This window comes from Thauera aromatica K172 (genome assembly GCF_003030465.1).
Classification (GTDB): domain Bacteria; phylum Pseudomonadota; class Gammaproteobacteria; order Burkholderiales; family Rhodocyclaceae; genus Thauera; species Thauera aromatica.
On the sequence record NZ_CP028339.1, the window covers coordinates 511,070 to 527,718 of the forward strand.

General features: G+C 62.4%; 10 protein-coding genes, 2 tRNA genes and 3 rRNA genes. 13 read left to right on the forward strand and 2 right to left on the reverse strand.

All coding sequences use genetic code 11. The features are described from left to right. The first annotated feature begins 23 nt into the window (after positions 1–23). A complete protein-coding gene (gene hrpA / locus Tharo_RS02495; protein WP_107219864.1) occupies positions 24–4,208 on the forward strand; it encodes an ATP-dependent RNA helicase HrpA in 4,185 nt (1,394 codons plus the stop codon). A gap of 69 nt (positions 4,209–4,277) precedes the next feature. Here the strand turns inward: hrpA and Tharo_RS02500 are convergent, their stop codons facing one another. Next, positions 4,278–4,601, reverse strand: a complete 324-nt coding sequence (locus Tharo_RS02500) for a hypothetical protein (RefSeq protein WP_107219865.1) — start codon at positions 4,599–4,601, stop codon at positions 4,278–4,280. Positions 4,602–4,843: 242 nt separating this feature from the next. Between Tharo_RS02500 and rpsF the strand changes: the two genes are divergently transcribed. The 12 genes from rpsF to Tharo_RS02560 all read left to right on the forward strand — a co-directional run bounded on the left by rpsF (position 4,844) and on the right by Tharo_RS02560 (position 15,273). Next, positions 4,844–5,230, forward strand: coding sequence for a 30S ribosomal protein S6 (gene rpsF, locus Tharo_RS02505; RefSeq protein WP_107219866.1), 387 nt, complete (start codon positions 4,844–4,846; stop codon positions 5,228–5,230). 16 nt (positions 5,231–5,246) lie between these two features. Then, entirely contained in the window at positions 5,247–5,546 is a 300-nt protein-coding gene (gene priB, locus Tharo_RS02510; protein WP_245880982.1) for a primosomal replication protein N, read from the forward strand. A 2-nt stretch (positions 5,547–5,548) separates the two neighbouring features. Next, a complete protein-coding gene (rpsR, locus tag Tharo_RS02515) occupies positions 5,549–5,824 on the forward strand; it encodes a 30S ribosomal protein S18 (protein ID WP_107219868.1) in 276 nt (91 codons plus the stop codon). Between the two features lie 15 nt (positions 5,825–5,839). Continuing rightward, positions 5,840–6,289 (forward strand): 50S ribosomal protein L9, encoded by a 450-nt coding sequence (gene rplI / locus Tharo_RS02520; RefSeq protein ID WP_107219869.1) that lies wholly within the window; start codon positions 5,840–5,842, stop codon positions 6,287–6,289. Positions 6,290–6,437: 148 nt separating this feature from the next. After that, the gene (gene dnaB / locus Tharo_RS02525; protein WP_107219870.1) at positions 6,438–7,838 is read left to right on the forward strand and encodes a replicative DNA helicase; all 1,401 of its coding nucleotides are present in this window, start codon (positions 6,438–6,440) and stop codon (positions 7,836–7,838) included. 267 nt (positions 7,839–8,105) lie between these two features. After that, a 16S ribosomal RNA gene (locus Tharo_RS02530) occupies positions 8,106–9,642 on the forward strand. Positions 9,643–9,713: 71 nt separating this feature from the next. Further along, positions 9,714–9,790: transfer RNA gene (locus Tharo_RS02535), tRNA-Ile, on the forward strand. Between the two features lie 24 nt (positions 9,791–9,814). Next, positions 9,815–9,890: transfer RNA gene (locus Tharo_RS02540), tRNA-Ala, on the forward strand. Between the two features lie 264 nt (positions 9,891–10,154). Beyond that, positions 10,155–13,039: ribosomal RNA gene (locus Tharo_RS02545) — 23S ribosomal RNA — on the forward strand. Positions 13,040–13,158: 119 nt separating this feature from the next. Next, positions 13,159–13,272 (forward strand): 5S ribosomal RNA (gene rrf / locus Tharo_RS02550). Together the 16S, 23S and 5S rRNA genes with 2 tRNA genes alongside form the textbook arrangement of a ribosomal RNA operon. Before the next feature lie 87 nt (positions 13,273–13,359). After that, complete coding sequence (locus tag Tharo_RS02555; RefSeq protein WP_107219871.1) at positions 13,360–14,523, forward strand: UbiH/UbiF family hydroxylase; 1,164 nt, start codon at positions 13,360–13,362, stop codon at positions 14,521–14,523. Positions 14,524–14,562: 39 nt separating this feature from the next. Next, positions 14,563–15,273, forward strand: coding sequence for a DsbC family protein (locus tag Tharo_RS02560; RefSeq protein ID WP_245881040.1), 711 nt, complete (start codon positions 14,563–14,565; stop codon positions 15,271–15,273). A gap of 109 nt (positions 15,274–15,382) precedes the next feature. Here the strand turns inward: Tharo_RS02560 and mltA are convergent, their stop codons facing one another. Continuing rightward, positions 15,383–16,624 carry a murein transglycosylase A gene (gene mltA, locus Tharo_RS02565; protein ID WP_107219873.1) on the reverse strand — a complete coding sequence of 414 codons (1,242 nt, stop codon included), beginning with the start codon at positions 16,622–16,624 and terminating at the stop codon, positions 15,383–15,385. Positions 16,625–16,649: the final 25 nt, after the last annotated feature.

Genomic DNA, 16,649 nt, shown 5'->3' on the forward strand with positions numbered 1-16,649 from the left:
CCAACCGAGCCGAATGCGAATCCATGAGGGCTGAACCCCAGGGCGCCGCCCGCCCGTCCCGACTCCCCACCCTTGACGACTGCCTGAGCGCGGATCGCCCCCGCCTGCGCCGGCTGGCGCGCGAGCTGGGCCGCGGTGCGCGCTCCGGCGGAGAGCGTCCGGCCCGCCTGCAGGCCGATTACGAGGCCCTCCTCGCGCGTTCCCGCGCAGCCTTCGCCGCGCGCCGCGCCGCGCTGCCGGTGCCCGAGTTCCCGCCCGAGTTGCCGGTGTCGGCGCGTCGCGACGAGATCGCCGCCGCGCTCGCCGCGCACCAGGTGCTGATCGTCTGTGGCGAGACCGGCTCGGGCAAGACCACCCAGCTGCCCAAGATCGCGATGACCCTCGGGCGCGGCGTCGCCGGTCTCATCGGCCACACTCAGCCGCGCCGGCTGGCGGCGCGCGCGACCGCGAGCCGCATCGCCCAGGAACTCGCCACCCCGCTCGGCCAGGCGGTCGGCTACAAGATCCGGTTTACCGACAAGATCGGCCCGGCGAGCTACGTCAAGCTGATGACCGACGGCATCCTGCTCGCCGAAACCCAGACCGATCCGCTGCTCGCCGCCTACGACACGCTGATCATCGACGAGGCCCACGAGCGCAGTCTCAACATCGATTTCCTCCTCGGCTACCTGAAGACGCTGCTGCCGCGCCGGCCCGACCTCAAAGTGGTGGTGACTTCGGCGACGCTCGATGCGGAGCGTTTCGCCCAGCATTTCGCCGATGCCGCCGGGAACCCGGCGCCGGTGATCGAGGTGTCCGGCCGGCTCTATCCGATCGAGCTGCGCTACCGCCCGGTGGCGGGCGAGGAGGGCGAGCCCGCCGCCGTGGCGCGGAAGGGCCGGGGCCGCGACCTGATGGACGCGCTCGTCGATGCGGTCGACGAGGCCCAGCGCTGCGGGCCGGGTGACGTGCTGGTGTTCCTGCCCGGCGAGCGCGAGATCCGTGAAGCGGCCGAGGCGCTGAGGAAGGCCCAGCACCTGCCCGGCACCGAGATCCTGCCGCTGTTCGCACGCCAGTCGGCGCAGGAGCAGGCGCGGGTGTTCTCGCCCTCGAACGGGCGTCGGGTGGTGTTGTCGACCAACGTCGCCGAGACTTCGCTGACTGTGCCCGGCATCCGTTACGTGGTCGATACCGGGCTGGCACGGGTCAAGCGCTACTCGCCGCGCAACAAGGTCGAGCAGCTGCAGATCGAGAAGATCGCGCAGGCGGCGGCGCAGCAGCGCGCCGGGCGTTGCGGCCGGGTCATGGACGGGATCTGCCTGCGCCTCTACGACGAGGACGATTTCAATCGCCGCCCGGCGCACACCGACCCCGAGATCCTGCGCTCCTCGCTCGCCGGGGTGATCCTGCGCATGAAGGCGCTCCGGCTCGGGGCGGTGGAGGATTTCCCCTTCATCGATGCGCCGGGTTCGCGCCTGATCGGCGACGGCTATGCCTTGCTCGCCGAACTCGGCGCGGTGAGTGACGACGATGAACGCAAGCTCACGCCGACCGGCGTCGAACTCGCCAGGCTGCCGCTCGACCCCCGCATCGGCCGCATGATCCTCGCGGCGCGCGACCGCGGCGCGCTCGCCGAAGTGCTGGTGATCGCCGCCGCGCTGTCGGTACAGGATCCGCGCGAGCGCCCGCAGGACAGTCCGGGTGCGGCCGACCAGGCGCACGCGAAGTTCCGCGGCGGCGAGCAGGATCAGAAATCCGAGTTCCTGTGGTACTGGCACGTGTGGAAGGCCTGGGACGAAGTCCAGCGCCACGAGTCGTCCAGCAAGCAGAAGGCCTGGTGCAAGAAGCACTTCCTTTCATATATGCGCATGCGCGAGTGGCGCGACGTGTTCACCCAGCTCCACACCCTGTGCACCGAGCACGGTTGGAAGGAAAACACCCAGCCGGCAAACTACGAGGCGATCCACAAGGCCTTGCTCGCCGGCCTGCTCGGCAACATCGGCTGCAAGGTGGACGACGGAGAGCAGGGCGGCAAGGGCGCGCAGGCCGGCGCCTACCTGGGCGCGCGCGGCATCCGGTTCTGGCCCCACCCCGGCTCGGCGCTGGCGAAGAAGGCGGGCAAGTGGATCATGACCGCCGAGCAGGTCGAGACCAGCCGCCTCTTCGGCCGCTGCATCGCGCGCATCGAGCCGGAGTGGGTGGAGGAAGTCGGCGGCCATCTGATCAAGCGTCAGGTGTTCGAGCCGCACTGGTCGAAGTCGTCCGGGGCGGTGCGCGCCTGGGAGCGCGGCTCGCTGTACGGCCTGGTGATCTACCCGCGGCGCGGCGTCGCCTACCGCGACATCGATCCGGCGCTGTGCCGCGAGCTTTTCATCCGTGAAGGCCTGGTGCAGGGCGAGATTGCCGAGGGAGCGGCGCGGGCGATGGCCTTCCTCGCCCACAATCAGCGCCTGGTGGCGGAGATCGAGCGCCTCGAACACAAGTCGCGCCGCCCTGACGTGCTGGTGGACGAGGCCCTGATCGAGGCTTTCTACGACAGCCGGATCCCCGCGGAGGTACTCGATCTCGCCGGTTTCGAGGCCTGGCGCAAGCCGGCGGAGAAGGCCGAGCCGAAACTGCTGCACCTGTCGCGCGAGCAGCTGATGCGCCATGAGGCCGCGGGCGTGACCACCGAGCGCTTCCCGCCGGCGCTGGAAGTGCTGGGGCAGAAGCTGAAGCTTGTTTACTTGCATCAACCCGGCGAAGCCGACGACGGGGTGACGCTGATCGTGCCGCTGGCGATGCTCAACCAGGTTCCCGCCAACCGCTGCGAGTGGCTGGTGCCCGGCCTGCTCGAAGAGAAGGTCACGGCGCTGATGAAGACCGTGCCGCAGAAGCACCGCCACCGCCTGCAGCCGGTGGCCGAGAGCGCGGCGGCGTTCATGGCGGCTTTCGAGGCCGGCGAGTTCGATCTCGACGAGCCGCTGCTGAAGACCTTGCAGCGCTTTGTCGAGGAGCGCGTGCAGCTGAAACTGCCGCTGGAGAGTTTCCGCCCGGAGAACCTCAACTCGCACGCGTTCATGAATTTCCGCGTCCTCGACGAGCATGGCCGGCTGATGGGACAGTCGCGCAACCTGATGGAGCTGCGCACGCGCCTGCGCGAGCAGGTGGCGGCGCGCTTTTCGGCGGCGAAGATCGGCGGGGCGCTGGCTGCAGCGCGGTCGGCGGCTGGAGAGGCGGGCAAGGAGGGGGCGGGCAAGGAGAGGGCGGGTTCCGCCGCGAACCGTGCCGCGGCTGCGGCGGGCGGGAGCGAGGGCGGTGAGCGAGGCGGCGAACGCGGGGCGCATGGAGTGTCGGCGGGCGGTGCCGGGGGATCCGATGCTTATGCCGGTGGTGCGCCGTCCGGGTTTGCCGCGTGGACCTTCGGGGCCTTGCCCGAACTGCTGGAAATCCGCGTCGCCGGCCGCGAAGTGATCGGTTTTCCTGCGCTGCACGATGACGGTGACAGCGTCTCGCTGCGCCCCTACGACACTCCGGAAGAAGCTGCGCGGGTGCACCGCCGCGGCCTGTTGCGGCTGTTCGCGCTGGGCCTGAAGGACCAGGTGCGCGCCGTCGAACGCTTGCCGGGACTGCGCGACCTGGCGCTGCACTATATGAGCTTCGGCACCGAAGCCGAACTGAAGGCGCGGCTGGTCGAGGCGACGCTGGCACGCTGCTGTCTGCTCGAACCCCTGCCGGTCGACGCCGAAGCCTTCACCCGCCGCTGCACCGAAGCCAAGCACCGGGTCAGCCTGGTGGCGCAGGAATTCATGCGCCTGGCCAGCCAGCTCGTCGCCGAGCATCTCGGGGTGCAGAAGCGCCTCTCCGGGCTGAAGTCCTTCCCGGAGGTCGTGACCGACATCCAGGCCCAGCTCGCCGGCCTGCTGCCGAAGGATTTCCTGGTCGCGTTTCCGTGGGAGCGTCTCGCGCACTTCCCGCGCTATCTCAAGGGCGTGTCGGTGCGGCTCGACAAACTTCGCAACAATCCGGCGCGCGATGCACAGGCCATGGGCGAGTGGAAGGCGCTTGCCCAGGCCTGGGAGCGCGAGCACCTTGCGCGCTGGCGCGCCGGGATCGAGGATCCCGCGCTGGAGGAGTTCCGTTGGCTGCTCGAGGAACTGCGGGTGGGTTTGTTCGCGCAGGAACTGAAAACCCCAGTGCCGGTGTCGGTCAAGCGCCTGCAGAAGATCTGGCAGAGCCGGCCGCGTTAAGGCTGGCCGCACCAAGGTCGGCTCTGCCCAGGCGGCTTCGTCCGAGCCCGCGTGGCGCTCCTGCGCGAATCAGCGGATCGGGATGACGATCGGGGGAATGTTGATCCCGATCACCACTGCCGGCGAGCGGCTGTAGCTGTAGGAGCGATACGGCCTTTCATGATAGTGGTGATGGACCACCGGAGGCCGGTAGTAACGCGGGTGCTCGCGTACGACCACCGTTTCCCGATAAACGACGTGCTTGTCCTGGTGGTGGTGGTGGTGGTGCTTCTTGTGTTCCCAGTCATGATCACGGCTGTCCCAGCGGTCGGCATACGCTGCCGTTGCGCCGGTGGCGAGGACGCAACCGCATAGCAGCGCGGTGAAGGTCTTGCGGATGATGGTCGTGCTCATGAGATCGGTCTCGTTCGTGCGGTCGTTCCGGGGCTGTTCCCCGATGCTTGAATCGTAGGCGAGACGCGGTGCGTGTAGCGGAGAAGAGTGTAAGCGGGGTTTTGTAACGCTTGCGGCAGAGCTTGCGCGGAGTGATGCGAAACTTTGATTTTTCAGTATTTGTGGCTAGAATTCCGCTCTTCCCCTTGCTCCACCGGATTCGCATGCCGGGGAGCTGCTTAAAACAACCGCAAGGAGTCTGCATGCGACACTACGAAATCGTATTCATCGTCCACCCGGACCAGTCCGAACAGGTGCCGGCGATGGTCGACCGCTACAAGACCATCGTCACCGGCCGCAGTGGTCAGATCCACCGCCTGGAAGACTGGGGCCGCCGCCAGCTGGCCTACCCGATCCAGAAGGTCCACAAGGCGCACTACGTGCTCATGAACATCGAGTGCGACGGCGAGACGCTGGGCGAGCTCGAGCATGCGTTCAAGTTCAACGATGCCGTGCTGCGCCACCTCACGATCAAGATGAAGAAGGCGGTCACCGCTCCTTCGCCGATGATGAAGGAAGAGAAGTCGCGCTCGCTGAGCACCGGCGCCGACGAAGCCAAGCCGGCCAGCAGCGAAGCTGCTGCCGCCTGATTTGCCTGATCCGGGTGTGAACGAACTGCGCCTCGATGCACGCGTGGCCGAAGTGCTGCCGCTGCGTCGAACGCCTGCCGGCGTGCCGGTCGCAAGCTGCGTTCTGGCACATGAGTCGAAACAGCTCGAAGCGGGTCTGATCCGCGACGTTTCGATCGAAGTGCAGGCCGTGGCGTTGGGCGAACTGGCTGCAGTGCTGGCTTCGGCGGTGCCGGGGGGGGCGATCCGCGCCACCGGATTTCTCGCCGCGAAGAGTCAGCGCAGTCGCAACCCGGTCTTGCACCTGAACACAATCGAATTTCTCGAAGGAAACTGAAAATGGCCTTCAAGCCCAAATCCAAGTTCAAGAAGAAGGACGATCGCGGCGGTCGCGGTCTGTTCAAGCGTCGCAAGTTCTGCCGCTTCACCGCGGAAAAGATCGAGGAAGTCGACTACAAGGATATCGATATCCTCAAGGACTTCATCACCGAAAACGCCAAAATCATGCCCGCCCGCATCACCGGGACCAAGGCCGGCTACCAGCGTCAGCTGTCGGTTGCGGTCAAGCGCGCCCGCTTCCTGGCACTGATGCCTTACACCGACCTGCACCAGTAAGAGAGGAGCGAACTCATGCAAATCATTCTTCTCGAAAAGGTCGTCAACCTCGGTGGCCTCGGCGATGTGGTCAAGGTCAAGGACGGCTACGCCCGCAATTTCCTGATTCCGCAGGGCAAGGCCAAGCGTGCCACGCAGGCCAACCTGGCCGAATTCGAAGCGCGCCGCGCCGAGCTCGAGCGTGTGCAGGCTGAAAAGCTTGCCGCCGCCCAGGAGCTCGCTGGCAAGCTTGAAGGGATCAGCGTCCAGGTCGCGCGCAAAGCCGGCATGGACGGCCGCCTGTTCGGTTCGGTCAGCAACGCCGACGTGGCTGAAGCGCTCGCGGCCCAGGGCTTCGGCATCGACCGCTCCGCGATCCGCATGCCGGACGGTCCGCTCAAGCAGGTCGGTGAAGTGCAGCTCGAAGTGGCGCTTCACGCCGACGTGCTCGCGAACGTCACCGTCGCGGTGGTTGGCGAACAGTAAGGCGGCCGCGTCTTCGATCAAAAAGGGCTGCCATGTGCAGCCTTTTTTGTTGGTGCGCCCGGCAGGGGCATCGGCCCGACGGCGAGGGGGCGGGTGCGCGGTGAGCGGGCTCGCTACAATGCAGTGACAAGGCTTCCAAGGCATTCCGATGAGTACAGCACCTTCCCGTTTTTCCGATTTTGCCGGCGATCCGCAGATCGCCCACATCAAGCTGCCGCCTCATTCGCTCGAGGCCGAGCAGTCCCTGATCGGCGGCATCCTGCTCGACAACCAGGCCTGGGAGCGGGTGGCGGACCTTGCCAGCGAGGTCGATTTCTACCGCGACGACCACCGCCGCATCTACCGCCACATCACCCGGCTGATCGACCAGGGGCGGCCGGCCGACGTGGTGACCGTATTCGAGTCGCTGGAAAAAAGCGGCGAGGCCGAGCAGGCGGGAGGGTTGGCCTATCTTGCCGAGATCGCCAACAACACGCCCTCGGCGGCCAACATCCGCCGCTATGCGGAGATCGTGCGCGAGCGTGCGATCCTGCGCAAGCTGGTTGCGGTCGGTGACGAAATTGCTGCCAGCGCGTTGAGCCCGTCGGGCAAGGATGCCAAGGCTTTGCTCGATGAAGCCGAAGCCAAGGTGTTCGAGATCGCCGAAGCCGGGGCACGTCACGGCAGCGGCTTCGTCTCGATCCAGCCGATCCTGAAGCAGGTGGTCGATCGTGTGCAGGAGCTCTATGACCGCGACAACCCTTCGGAGGTGACCGGAGTGCCCACCGGTCTGGTCGATCTGGACGAGAAGACTTCCGGTCTGCAGCCTTCGGACATGATCATCGTTGCCGGCCGTCCGGCAATGGGCAAGACGACGTTTGCGCTCAACCTGGCCGAGCACATCGCCATCGATCAGCGCTTGCCGGTGGCGATCTTTTCGATGGAGATGCCCGGCACCCAACTGGCCACCCGCTTCATTTCCTCGGTCGGGCGCATCGACATGCAGAAAATCCGCAGCGGCCGTCTGACCGACGATGACTGGCAGCGCCTGACGATGGCGATGGGCAAACTGTACGATGCGCCGCTTTTCATCGACGAGACGCCGGGCCTGAACCCGATCGACCTGCGTGCCCGCGCCCGCCGTCTGGCGCGGCAGTGTGGCAAGCTCGGGCTGATCGTGATCGATTATCTGCAGTTGATGAGCGGAACGAGAGAGGGCGACAACCGCGCGTCTGAGCTGTCGGAGATCTCGCGCTCGGTGAAGTCGCTCGCCAAGGAGCTGAATGTGCCGATCATGGCGCTGTCGCAGCTCAACCGCAGCCTGGAGCAGCGCCCCAACAAGCGCCCGGTGATGTCGGACCTGCGCGAGTCGGGCGCCATCGAGCAGGACGCGGACATCATCATGTTCATCTACCGCGACGAGGTGTACAACCCCGACTCCCCGGACAAGGGTACGGCGGAGCTGATCATCGGCAAGCACCGTAATGGTCCGACGGGGACGGTCCGCCTGACCTTCATTGGCGAGAACACGCGCTTCGAGAACTATGCGGCCGCTCCGGGCATGTATTGAGCCGGGCTCCTGGTGGGTGCAGCGGGCCGGACGCGACCCTCTGTTGCCATCTCTTATCGCCGTATAGATTTTTCAATTATCGATTGCCCTTGACGCATTTTTTTTGATGTCTATAATGCGCAGCTCTTCGGCGCTGCGGCGGTTTCTACGGAAGCCGGGTAGGGCGGAAGAGGAGGGGTAAGTCGGGCGTCGAGTAGTCTTTTGTTCTGGCGATGAGCTGGAGCGGTCGAAAAAAAGACGAACGAAATGCTTGACGGCGAAATGGAAGTTCTTAAGAGTTTGATCCTGGCTCAGATTGAACGCTGGCGGCATGCTTTACACATGCAAGTCGAACGGCAGCGGGGGCTTCGGCCTGCCGGCGAGTGGCGAACGGGTGAGTAATGCATCGGAACGTGCCCATGTCGTGGGGGATAACGTATCGAAAGGTACGCTAATACCGCATACGTCCTGAGGGAGAAAGCGGGGGATCTTCGGACCTCGCGCGATTGGAGCGGCCGATGTCGGATTAGCTAGTAGGTGAGGTAAAGGCTCACCTAGGCGACGATCCGTAGCGGGTCTGAGAGGATGATCCGCCACACTGGGACTGAGACACGGCCCAGACTCCTACGGGAGGCAGCAGTGGGGAATTTTGGACAATGGGGGCAACCCTGATCCAGCCATGCCGCGTGAGTGAAGAAGGCCTTCGGGTTGTAAAGCTCTTTCGGCCGGGAAGAAATCGTGGTCTCTAACATAGGCCATGGATGACGGTACCGGACTAAGAAGCACCGGCTAACTACGTGCCAGCAGCCGCGGTAATACGTAGGGTGCGAGCGTTAATCGGAATTACTGGGCGTAAAGCGTGCGCAGGCGGTTTTGTAAGACAGATGTGAAATCCCCGGGCTCAACCTGGGAACTGCGTTTGTGACTGCAAGGCTAGAGTACGGCAGAGGGGGGTGGAATTCCTGGTGTAGCAGTGAAATGCGTAGAGATCAGGAGGAACACCGATGGCGAAGGCAGCCCCCTGGGCCTGTACTGACGCTCATGCACGAAAGCGTGGGGAGCAAACAGGATTAGATACCCTGGTAGTCCACGCCCTAAACGATGTCGACTAGTCGTTCGGAGCAGCAATGCACTGAGTGACGCAGCTAACGCGTGAAGTCGACCGCCTGGGGAGTACGGCCGCAAGGTTAAAACTCAAAGGAATTGACGGGGACCCGCACAAGCGGTGGATGATGTGGATTAATTCGATGCAACGCGAAAAACCTTACCTACCCTTGACATGCCAGGAACCTTGCTGAGAGGCGAGGGTGCCTTCGGGAGCCTGGACACAGGTGCTGCATGGCTGTCGTCAGCTCGTGTCGTGAGATGTTGGGTTAAGTCCCGCAACGAGCGCAACCCTTGTCACTAGTTGCCATCATTTGGTTGGGCACTCTAGTGAGACTGCCGGTGACAAACCGGAGGAAGGTGGGGATGACGTCAAGTCCTCATGGCCCTTATGGGTAGGGCTTCACACGTCATACAATGGTCGGTACAGAGGGTTGCCAAGCCGCGAGGTGGAGCCAATCCCAAAAAGCCGATCGTAGTCCGGATCGTAGTCTGCAACTCGACTACGTGAAGTCGGAATCGCTAGTAATCGCAGATCAGCATGCTGCGGTGAATACGTTCCCGGGTCTTGTACACACCGCCCGTCACACCATGGGAGTGGGTTTCACCAGAAGTAGGTAGCTTAACCTTCGGGAGGGCGCTTACCACGGTGAGATTCATGACTGGGGTGAAGTCGTAACAAGGTAGCCGTATCGGAAGGTGCGGCTGGATCACCTCCTTTCAAGAGAACAGGTCGCAGCGGCCAAGTATCCACAACTTATCGGTTGTTCAGGCGAAGAGCCTCGGATGAGAGGGTCTGTAGCTCAGCTGGTTAGAGCACCGTCTTGATAAGGCGGGGGTCGTTGGTTCGAACCCAACCAGACCCACCAACAATGGGTTGCTCGAGACAGTAGGGGGCTGTAGCTCAGCTGGGAGAGCGGCGGCTTTGCAAGCCGTAGGTCGTCGGTTCGATCCCGACCAGCTCCACCAGGTTTCGAGACGAGAAGTAAGAGATGCCGAGCGTGAGCTCGTCATCTCTTACTTCTTGAACGGCAGCGGTGCTGCCGGACATTGAGGTTCGCTCTTTAACAAAGTGGAAGAAGTGCAGTACGTATCGTAGCCGGTACGTACTGCAAGTTGTGTGATTGCATTGATCAAGGCTGCGTAGTCAGCACAGTCTTGATCGCACAAACGAGTTCGTTCCTGTACGTGGGCCTTCGAGGTGGCAACACCGAAGAGGGTTCAAGGTTATAGGATCAAGCGACTAAGTGCATGTGGTGGATGCCTTGGCGATCACAGGCGATGAAGGACGTGTAAGCCTGCGAAAAGCGTGGGGGAGCTGGCAATAGAGCTTTGATCCCACGATGTCCGAATGGGGAAACCCACCCCGCAAGGGGTATCCCAGACTGAATCCATAGGTCTGAGGAGGCGAACCGAGCGAACTGAAACATCTAAGTAGCTCGAGGAACAGAAATCAACCGAGATTGCGCAAGTAGTGGCGAGCGAACGCGCAACAGCCTGCACGACTAAACCATCAGCTTAGCAAAACGGTCTGGAAAGTCCGACGATACAGGGTGATAGTCCCGTATGCGAAAAGCCGGTGGCGGGTCTGAGCGTGCGACAAGTAGGGCGGGACACGAGAAATCCTGTCTGAAGATGGGGGGACCATCCTCCAAGGCTAAATACTCGTGATCGACCGATAGTGAACCAGTACCGTGAGGGAAAGGCGAAAAGAACCCCGGGAGGGGAGTGAAATAGATCCTGAAACCGCATGCATACAAACAGTGGGAGCCTCGTAAGGGGTGACTGCGTACCTTTTGTATAATGGGTCAGCGACTTACGTTCAGTAGCGAGCTTAACCGAATAGGGGAGGCGTAGCGAAAGCGAGTCTGATAAGGGCGTCGTAGTTGCTGGGCGTAGACCCGAAACCGGATGATCTATCCATGGCCAGGATGAAGGTGCCGTAACAGGTACTGGAGGTCCGAACCCACTAACGTTGAAAAGTTAGGGGATGAGCTGTGGATAGGGGTGAAAGGCTAAACAAATCCGGAAATAGCTGGTTCTCCCCGAAAACTATTTAGGTAGTGCGTCGTACGGACACTTGCGGGGGTAGAGCACTGTAATCGTTGGGGGGGTCATTGCGATCTACCCCGCGATAGCAAACTCCGAATACCGCAAAGTGATATACGGCAGACAGACATCGGGTGCTAACGTCCGGTGTCAAGAGGGAAACAACCCAGACCGCCAGCTAAGGTCCCAAATGCATGGCTAAGTGGCAAACGAGGTGGGAAGGCCTAGACAGCTAGGAGGTTGGCTTAGAAGCAGCCACCCTTTAAAGAAAGCGTAATAGCTCACTAGTCGAGTCGTCCTGCGCGGAAGATGTAACGGGGCTCAAGCCATGAACCGAAGCTGCGGATGTGTCTTTGACACGTGGTAGGGGAGCGTTCCGTAAGCCTGCGAAGGTGTCTCGTAAGGGATGCTGGAGGTATCGGAAGTGCGAATGCTGACATGAGTAGCGATAAAGGGTGTGAAAAGCACCCTCGCCGTAAGCCCAAGGTTTCCTGCGCAACGTTCATCGGCGCAGGGTGAGTCGGCCCCTAAGGCGAGGCAGAAATGCGTAGTCGATGGGAAACAGGTCAATATTCCTGTACCGCTCTATGATGCGATGGGGGGACGGAGAAGGTTAGCTCGGCCATCTGTTGGAATAGGTGGTTCAAGTGTGTAGGCGTGCTGCGTAGGCAAATCCGCGCGGCTAAGCTGAGGCATGATAACGAGGACCCTCGGGTCCGAAGCGAGTGATACCCAGCTTCCAGGAAAAGCCTCTAAGCTTCAGTCATAGAGTGACCGTACCGCAAACCGACACAGGTGGGCTGGTAGAGAATACCAAGGCGCTTGAGAGAACTCAGGAGAAGGAACTCGGCAAATTGATACCGTAACTTCGGGAGAAGGTATGCCCCGTTAGCTTGTAGGAGAACATCCGAAGGGCGAAGGGGCCGCAGAGAATCGGTGGCTGCGACTGTTTATTAAAAACACAGCACTCTGCAAACACGAAAGTGGACGTATAGGGTGTGACGCCTGCCCGGTGCCGGAAGGTTAAGTGATGGGGTGCAAGCTCTTGATCGAAGCCCCGGTAAACGGCGGCCGTAACTATAACGGTCCTAAGGTAGCGAAATTCCTTGTCGGGTAAGTTCCGACCTGCACGAATGGCGTAACGATGGCCACACTGTCTCCTCCTGAGACTCAGCGAAGTTGAAATGTTTGTGAAGATGCAATCTCCCCGCGGCTAGACGGAAAGACCCCATGAACCTTTACTGTAGCTTTGCATTGGACTTTGACGGGACTTGTGTAGGATAGGTGGGAGGCTTTGAAGCCGGGACGCTAGTTCCGGTGGAGCCAACCTTGAAATACCACCCTGGTGTCGTCGAGGTTCTAACCCAGGCCTGTGAATCCAGGTCGGGGACCGTGCATGGTGGGCAGTTTGACTGGGGCGGTCTCCTCCCAAAAGGTAACGGAGGAGTACGAAGGTCACCTAGGTACGGTCGGACATCGTACTGATAGTGCAATGGCAAAAGGTGGCTTGACTGCGAGACCCACACGTCGAGCAGGTGCGAAAGCAGGTCATAGTGATCCGGTGGTTCTGTATGGAAGGGCCATCGCTCAACGGATAAAAGGTACTCTGGGGATAACAGGCTGATTCCGCCCAAGAGTTCACATCGACGGCGGAGTTTGGCACCTCGATGTCGGCTCATCACATCCTGGGGCTGTAGCCGGTCCCAAGGGTATGGCTGTTCGCCATTTAAAGTGGTACGTGAGCTGGGTTTAAAACGTCGTGAGACAGTTTGGTCCCTATCTGCCGTGGGCGCTGGAAGTTTGAGAGGGCCTGCTCCTAGTACGAGAGGACCGGAGTGGACGCACCCCTGGTGTACCGGTTGTGACGCCAGTCGCATCGCCGGGTAGCTATGTGCGGAAGAGATAACCGCTGAAAGCATCTAAGCGGGAAACTCGCCTCAAGATGAGACTTCCCCGGGGCCTCGAGCCCCCTGAAGGGTCGTTGAAGACCACAACGTTGATAGGCCGGGTGTGCAAGCGTGGCAACACGTTCAGCTAACCGGTACTAATTGCCCGTGCGGCTTGATCCTATAACCTTCAAAACAAAACGAACTCAACCCATGCCCGAAACCACACATCGCGCATGGCAATCACACAACACCCTTCTTCCTCCTTTGCTCTGCAGTCCAACGCAGAGAACAAGTCAAAGTCTGACGACCATAGCCGTGCGGTACCACCCCTTCCCTTCCCGAACAGGACCGTGAAACGCACTCGCGCCGATGATAGTGAGGTCCGCCCTCGTGAAAGTAGGTCATCGTCAGACTAACTCAACACCCTCTGGGCGTTTTTGCGTCTACATCGAAACCCATACTAGGGCACAATCGAACTCTCCTGGCGAAGCAGTAATGACATGAAATACGACCTTATCATTGTCGGTGGTGGGCTTTCTGGAGCAGCGCTGGCGGTTGCTCTGCGAGGCACTTCGCTCCGGATCGCCCTGGTCGAGCATGTCGCTCCCGCGCGGCCAGCCGGTTGGGATCCGCGAATCTACGCTTACAGCCCTGCGAGCGTGCGTTTTCTCGAGGAACTGGGAGTCTGGGCGCATATCGACCATAGCCGGCTGGTGCCGGTCGATGAAATGCAGGTGCACGGCGATGCTGGCGGGACGTTATGCTTTTCCGCTCACCAAAGCGGGCTCGCAGAGCTCGCCCGGATCGGCGAGTCGAGCCTCGTTCACGTCGAGTTGTGGGAAGGGTTGAAGCGTCAGCACAACGTCGGACTATTCTGCTCCGCGCATCCCAAGGAACTGGACATACAGGATGATGGGGTTGTCCTCGAACTGGCTGACGGGCGAGTCCTGAATGCTGCGCTGGTGGTCGGCGCCGATGGACGGGATTCGTGGGTGCGGCAGAAGATCGACATCACTGCGACGATCGAGCCTTACCGCCAAAAAGGGGTGGTGGCGAATTTCCGTTGCGCCATTTCTCCTCGCGGAACGGCCTACCAGTGGTTCCGCGAGGATGGCATCCTGGCGTGGCTACCGCTGCCGCAAGGGGGGATGTCAATGGTGTGGTCGGCAAAGGATGCTCTTGCCGACGAGTTGATGGCGCTCGATGAAGAATCCTTCTGCGAGCGGGTCGAACAGGCTGGAGAGCGCAGGCTCGGCCGCCTCGAACTGCTTACGCCGCGAGCGGCTTTTCCCCTGAGCCTGATGCGCCTTGCCGAAATCGTCCGTCCGCGAGTGGCGCTGATCGGAGATGCCGCGCATGCTATCCATCCTTTGTCGGGGCATGGCATCAACCTGGGCTTCCAGGATGCACGAGTTCTCGCCGAAGAGCTGGCTGCTTTACCGTCCTGGCAGGATCCGGGCGACTATGCCGTATTGCGGCGCTATGCGCGCCGGCGGGCGGAAGAGGCTTTCGTGCTGCAGTATGCAACGCATGGATTGAACCGGCTGTTCGCCACCGACAACCCTTTTATCAGCGTGCTGCGCAATGCCGGACTGAACCTGACTGCCCGCTTGCCGGTCGTAACGAACATGCTCGTCCGCTATGCGGCGAATGAGCGCCCCTGACCCCCGGAGAATCCGATGCCCCGTTTTTCCATGCGCCGCATGTCCAAGTTTTTTGCACTCTTCCTGGCAACCGGCCTTGCCGGCTTCACCCATGCGGGCGAGGCCGAGGTGAAGAAGGGAATGGAAGCCTTCATCGGCGCACCGGCGGTCGAATCCGTCACTCGCACCGGATATGGCGGTCTGTACGAAGTGGTACTGAAGAATGGTCAGCTGGTCTATACGGATGCCGAAACCCGTTTCATCATCGATGGCAGTCTGATCGATACTGCAACCCGCCTTGACGTGACCCAGGCGCGGATGAACCAGCTCTCGGCGATCGACTTCTCGAAGCTGCCGCTCGATCAGGCGGTGAAACTGGTCAAGGGCAAGGGCACGCGGGTGATCGCGACCTTCGAGGATCCGAACTGCTCGTACTGCAAGCGCCTGGCCCAGGAAGTCGCCCGGATGGACGACGTCACCGTGTATACCTTCCTCTACCCGATCCTGGGTGAGGACTCGACGGCCAAGTCGACCAATATCTGGTGCGCCAGGGAGCAGGAGCGCGCCCGGGTCTGGACCGGCTGGATGGTCGATGGCAAGGTGCCGGAGAAGGCGGACTGCGATACGAGCGCGATCACGCGCAACGTCGAATTGGGCCGGAGCCTGCGGATCAATGGCACTCCGACGATCTTCCTCGCCAACGGCACCCGCATCGGCGGCTACATTCCCGCAGCCGAACTCGAGAAGGCGCTCGACAACCCGAGCCGCTGAAGCGTACGACCGCGGCTCGACCGACGGCTGAAGATTCCCGCCTTTGCCGTTTTCCCCTTCGCCGCGCCTGCGAACTTCGTCTGTACTCCTCCTCTTCCCGGCCGTGCGCTCACGGCTTCGGCGGCGCCATGCCCTTGGGCAGCAGCACCCACATGCTGCCCTGCTGGCGCATACGCCCGGCTTCGCGTCCGGCATCGGGGCCGAAGCCCCAGAAGAAGTCGGCGCGCACGCCGCCCTTGATCGCTCCGCCGGTGTCCTGAGCGAGAACCAGCCGGTTCAAGGGCCGCTCGCTCAGGGGGTAGGTGCTGGCGAGAAAAACCGGGGCGCCGAGGGGGATGTAGCGCGGATCGACGGCGATGCTGCGTCCCGCGCTCAAGGGGACGCCGAGGGCACCCAGCGGGCCGCCATCCGCGGCCGGGAGCTCGCGGAAGAATACATAGCTCGGGTTCGCATTCAACAGCGCCGTCAGGCGCTGGGGATTGTCCTGGGCCCAGCGCTTGATCCCCTCCATCGATGCTTGGTCGAGACTCAGTTCGCCTTGTGCGACCAGCCAGCGACCGATCGACTGGTAGGGGTGGCCGTTCTGATCGGCGTAGCCGACACGGACCATGCTGCCGTCGGGAAGCTGCACCCGGCCCGAGCCCTGGACCTGGAGGAAGAACAGATCGAGCGGGTCGTCGGCCCACAACAGCACCGGCGCGGGGATATGCTCCGCCCGTGCGCTGAATTCTTCGCGGCTCCAGTAGGGCAGGACTTTGTTCCCGATCAGGCGGCCGCGCAGGCGCAGGTGCTTGAGTTCCGGATGCACGTCGCCGAGTTCGATGGTCAGCATGTCCGCGGGCACGCCGTGGATCGGCCAGGCGCTGCGCGCGCTGCGTGTGCGGCTGCCGCGGATCAGGGGTTCGTAATACCCGGTGACCAGGCCGGTGGTGCTGCCGTCGGGATTGAGCACGCGCCAGGGGACGAAATGATGCTCGAAAAAACGCCGCGCGCTGCTTCCCGACGGAGCCGGGCCGATGTCCGATACGGCTTCGCAGACCTTCTGCCAAGGCGGCTGCCGGCGCAGGCTCGAACAGGAATGGCGCAGGGCGGGCCAGGCCGCGGAGGGATCGTCCTCCTTCCAGCCGGGGAGTTCTTCCCAGCGGCCGACTTGCAGCGCGGGAGCCGGCGGCACAGGGGCTGCCGCGGGGGGCTGGGCCGGAGCGGGACAGACCGGGCAGCTCGGACAGGGTGCTGGCGGCGGGCAGGATGGCGCATCGGCCACGGAGGGGGCGGGCTGGTGGGCGCAGCCGGCAGCGAGCAGGCTGGTCACCAGGGCTGCGGCGAAGTATCGTGCAAGAGGCTGAATCATGAGGCGGATCGGTTAAACTCGAAAA

Coding starts and splice junctions, on each gene's coding strand:
- Tharo_RS02555 (WP_107219871.1), top strand. CDS start 13,360: ATGAAATACGACCTTATCATTGTCGGTGGTGGGCTTTCTGGAGCAGCG.
- Tharo_RS02560 (WP_245881040.1), top strand. CDS start 14,563: ATGTCCAAGTTTTTTGCACTCTTCCTGGCAACCGGCCTTGCCGGCTTC.
- rpsF (WP_107219866.1), top strand. CDS start 4,844: ATGCGACACTACGAAATCGTATTCATCGTCCACCCGGACCAGTCCGAA.
- mltA (WP_107219873.1), bottom strand. CDS start 16,624: ATGATTCAGCCTCTTGCACGATACTTCGCCGCAGCCCTGGTGACCAGC.
- hrpA (WP_107219864.1), top strand. CDS start 24: ATGAGGGCTGAACCCCAGGGCGCCGCCCGCCCGTCCCGACTCCCCACC.
- Tharo_RS02500 (WP_107219865.1), bottom strand. CDS start 4,601: ATGAGCACGACCATCATCCGCAAGACCTTCACCGCGCTGCTATGCGGT.
- rpsR (WP_107219868.1), top strand. CDS start 5,549: ATGGCCTTCAAGCCCAAATCCAAGTTCAAGAAGAAGGACGATCGCGGC.
- rplI (WP_107219869.1), top strand. CDS start 5,840: ATGCAAATCATTCTTCTCGAAAAGGTCGTCAACCTCGGTGGCCTCGGC.
- dnaB (WP_107219870.1), top strand. CDS start 6,438: ATGAGTACAGCACCTTCCCGTTTTTCCGATTTTGCCGGCGATCCGCAG.